The 2,226-nt window shown below is 49.0% G+C and carries 6 protein-coding genes; 1 reads left to right on the top strand and 5 read right to left on the bottom strand.

Translation table 11 applies throughout. From position 1 onward, the window contains the following. Nucleotides 1-219, top strand: a 219-nt coding sequence (locus tag METMK1DRAFT_RS18020; RefSeq protein WP_009069255.1) for a hypothetical protein, incomplete at its 5' end; no start/stop codon positions are given. A gap of 240 nt (nt 220-459) precedes the next feature. Here the strand turns inward: METMK1DRAFT_RS18020 and METMK1DRAFT_RS16925 are convergent. From METMK1DRAFT_RS16925 to METMK1DRAFT_RS00070, 5 genes are all read right to left on the bottom strand, one after another. Beyond that, entirely contained in the window at nt 460-603 is a 144-nt protein-coding gene (locus tag METMK1DRAFT_RS16925) for a hypothetical protein (protein ID WP_009069257.1), read from the bottom strand. Nucleotides 604-667: 64 nt separating this feature from the next. Further along, nucleotides 668-919 (bottom strand): zinc ribbon domain-containing protein, encoded by a 252-nt coding sequence (locus tag METMK1DRAFT_RS19760; RefSeq protein WP_425357369.1) that lies wholly within the window; start codon nt 917-919, stop codon nt 668-670. Then, nucleotides 847-1,590 carry an IS200/IS605 family accessory protein TnpB-related protein gene (locus METMK1DRAFT_RS19765; protein ID WP_425357370.1) on the bottom strand — a complete coding sequence of 248 codons (744 nt, stop codon included), beginning with the start codon at nt 1,588-1,590 and terminating at the stop codon, nt 847-849. Before METMK1DRAFT_RS19765 ends, METMK1DRAFT_RS19760 begins: the two co-directional genes overlap by 73 nt. A gap of 35 nt (nt 1,591-1,625) precedes the next feature. After that, nucleotides 1,626-1,805 carry a hypothetical protein gene (locus METMK1DRAFT_RS19770; protein ID WP_009069261.1) on the bottom strand — a complete coding sequence of 60 codons (180 nt, stop codon included), beginning with the start codon at nt 1,803-1,805 and terminating at the stop codon, nt 1,626-1,628. 123 nt (nt 1,806-1,928) lie between these two features. Beyond that, on the bottom strand, nt 1,929-2,226 hold a 298-nt coding region (locus METMK1DRAFT_RS00070; protein WP_009069262.1), incomplete at its 5' end, for a recombinase family protein.

The following is a 2,226-nucleotide window of genomic DNA, read 5'->3' on the forward strand; positions in this document are numbered from 1 at the left end:
TCTCCAGTGAAAGTTAGGAAATCGGACGTGGTGGAGATTAAGGAGGAGATGCCTCCTGGAGACCTGTGTAGGCTCGTGGAAGAGCTCCACTCCAAAGGTGTAATAGTTGCCGGTTCCACATTGGACGGCAAGGTCACCTTCTATAAGGTGAAGAGCGGCAAGAAGTGTATCAAGCTCACCTTGAGGGACGGTAGAGTAATGTATGTAGGGAAAGATTAGCGGAGCAAGGGAAACGAATGAGGGAAAGTCGTATAACTGATGACCAATAACCACTACCCTATGATGATTTTAATGAGGATAATGATCAGGAGCGGGCATTAGGTTACGTACCAGGAGTATCCTTACTATTCGGTGGATCCTTATCCCCGAACTAGGTACGGGGTAGGGGCGTGGTAATAGTGGGGAAGAGCAGGAACATGTCTGCATATATACTGCAGCAGTTATCAGATTTTACCTTGATTACAGGGCGGTACCTAAGGGAAAGTCCCATAACTGCTGTATACTGGTTCTGGGGACTGGGTTCCCAAGACCCAAGTACGTGCCAGCGTTGGAGGAATATTCGAATCCTAAGTCGTCCACTATACTACGACTGGCTACAGTCATAGGTATCGGATATGGCCCTCGTAATCAAGGCGATATCTAATAACTGCTAGTTGAGGTTCACGCTTCATAGGATTTCATAATATTTAATATCAATTCTCAGCCCTTGAGCTTCACAGGAGTCGCGGGGAAACCCGTTACTCCTCCGCCCCCTTAACGGGGTAACCCCAACCCACCTACTCCCAGAGGGAGTGAGAAAGAGGTGGGGAAACCCGCACACCTTGAGGAAGATGTTGAGGGATGCGTTCAGTTGCCTGTCCAGGGTGAAACCACACCTCTCACACCTGAAAGTCCTACCTTTCGGGAAACCCGTCCACATCTGGGGCAGGACTTGGATGTGAGGTGAGGGTTCACCTCCTTAACTAGGGAGCCGTATAGTGGGGCCTTGTACTTCAACACACGGTGGATCGACCTCCATACAGTCCTAGATATTTCCTTAGACAACTTGTCGTCGGCATCTTGGAACATTGACTGTTTGTCCAACTTCTCAACAGCGAACGTCTTCACGGGATACAACTCCAGCAACTTGTTCACGAACTTGTGAACGTAATCTAGGACGCGGTCCCTTTCACGGTGAGAGTACTTCCCCATCAGCTTCCCCCCTTTCCTACCGTGCTTGGAAGCGAAGGACTTGATTCTACCCCTCTTCAACTCCATCCCAAACTTGAGGCTGTACAACTCCCTCATGAAAAACGTGACGAACTTCTCGCCGTCGTAAGCGTCCAGCGTGTAGAGGTTACTGTCAACTGCCAGGAAGTCCAGGGGAGTAAACCGGGGTAATCTGTGACGGAATGGTAGGTGAACCTTGTCCTCCTTTATCACGGGCTCACCCAGTTCAAGCCCTTTGACCCTCCGTGAAAACCAGGTGTGGGACCAGGAGAAGGTAATGTACTGGTGAGGTTTAACAGTTATCCTAACAGTTTCGCCCTCAACCTTCCTGAGCGTTGACTTATCCCTAACGTAAACCTTCTTCAATCTAGGTTTCCTCAACGACGCTCGTCCCTTTTCAGCCCTCCTCCAACCCCTCAACATTGAGCGTCGCTTATTGCCTTGTCAGCGTAGTGGGAAGCTAGGACGTTGACCTCCTCAAGCTCGTCCCTCAACCCCTTGTAAACCTCCTTCTTCTCGGGGAGGGTTATCTTGACCTTCGTGAAGGTTTTCTTACCCTTTTTAACTCCTTCCTCTCCACCTTCGTCTTTTCCCACAACCAGTCTAACGCTTTTTGTAGTAATGTCTTATAGTTCTCTAGTAATATCCTGCTCTCCTCCCCCTCGTCGTTCTTCAAGGAGTACGTTAGGTAGACGTACTCCTCCTCTGGTGTAAAGTTTCTAAGTCTTAATTTCCTCGACGCACTTCCTCACCTTCTCATACTTGTGACTCCCCATTCCTTGCAATTTCTCGCTGAACGATACCAAGATGGAGGTTAGGTCCTCTATCAACTCTTGTTCTGGTGTTTTGTCTTCCTTGTTTAGCGCGACTATTTCACAATTGTGTGCTCTGCATACTTCCTCCACTATCTCGAAGCCGAACCTCACCAGCCTGTCCGGGTAGGCTATGATCACTTTTGATACCTCGTTGTTAAGTATCATTCTCAGCAACTTGAGGAACCCCCTCCTCTTCACGTTC

The sequence above is a fragment of the Metallosphaera yellowstonensis MK1 genome (genome assembly GCF_000243315.1).
Classification (GTDB): Archaea; Thermoproteota; Thermoprotei_A; order Sulfolobales; family Sulfolobaceae; genus Metallosphaera; species Metallosphaera yellowstonensis.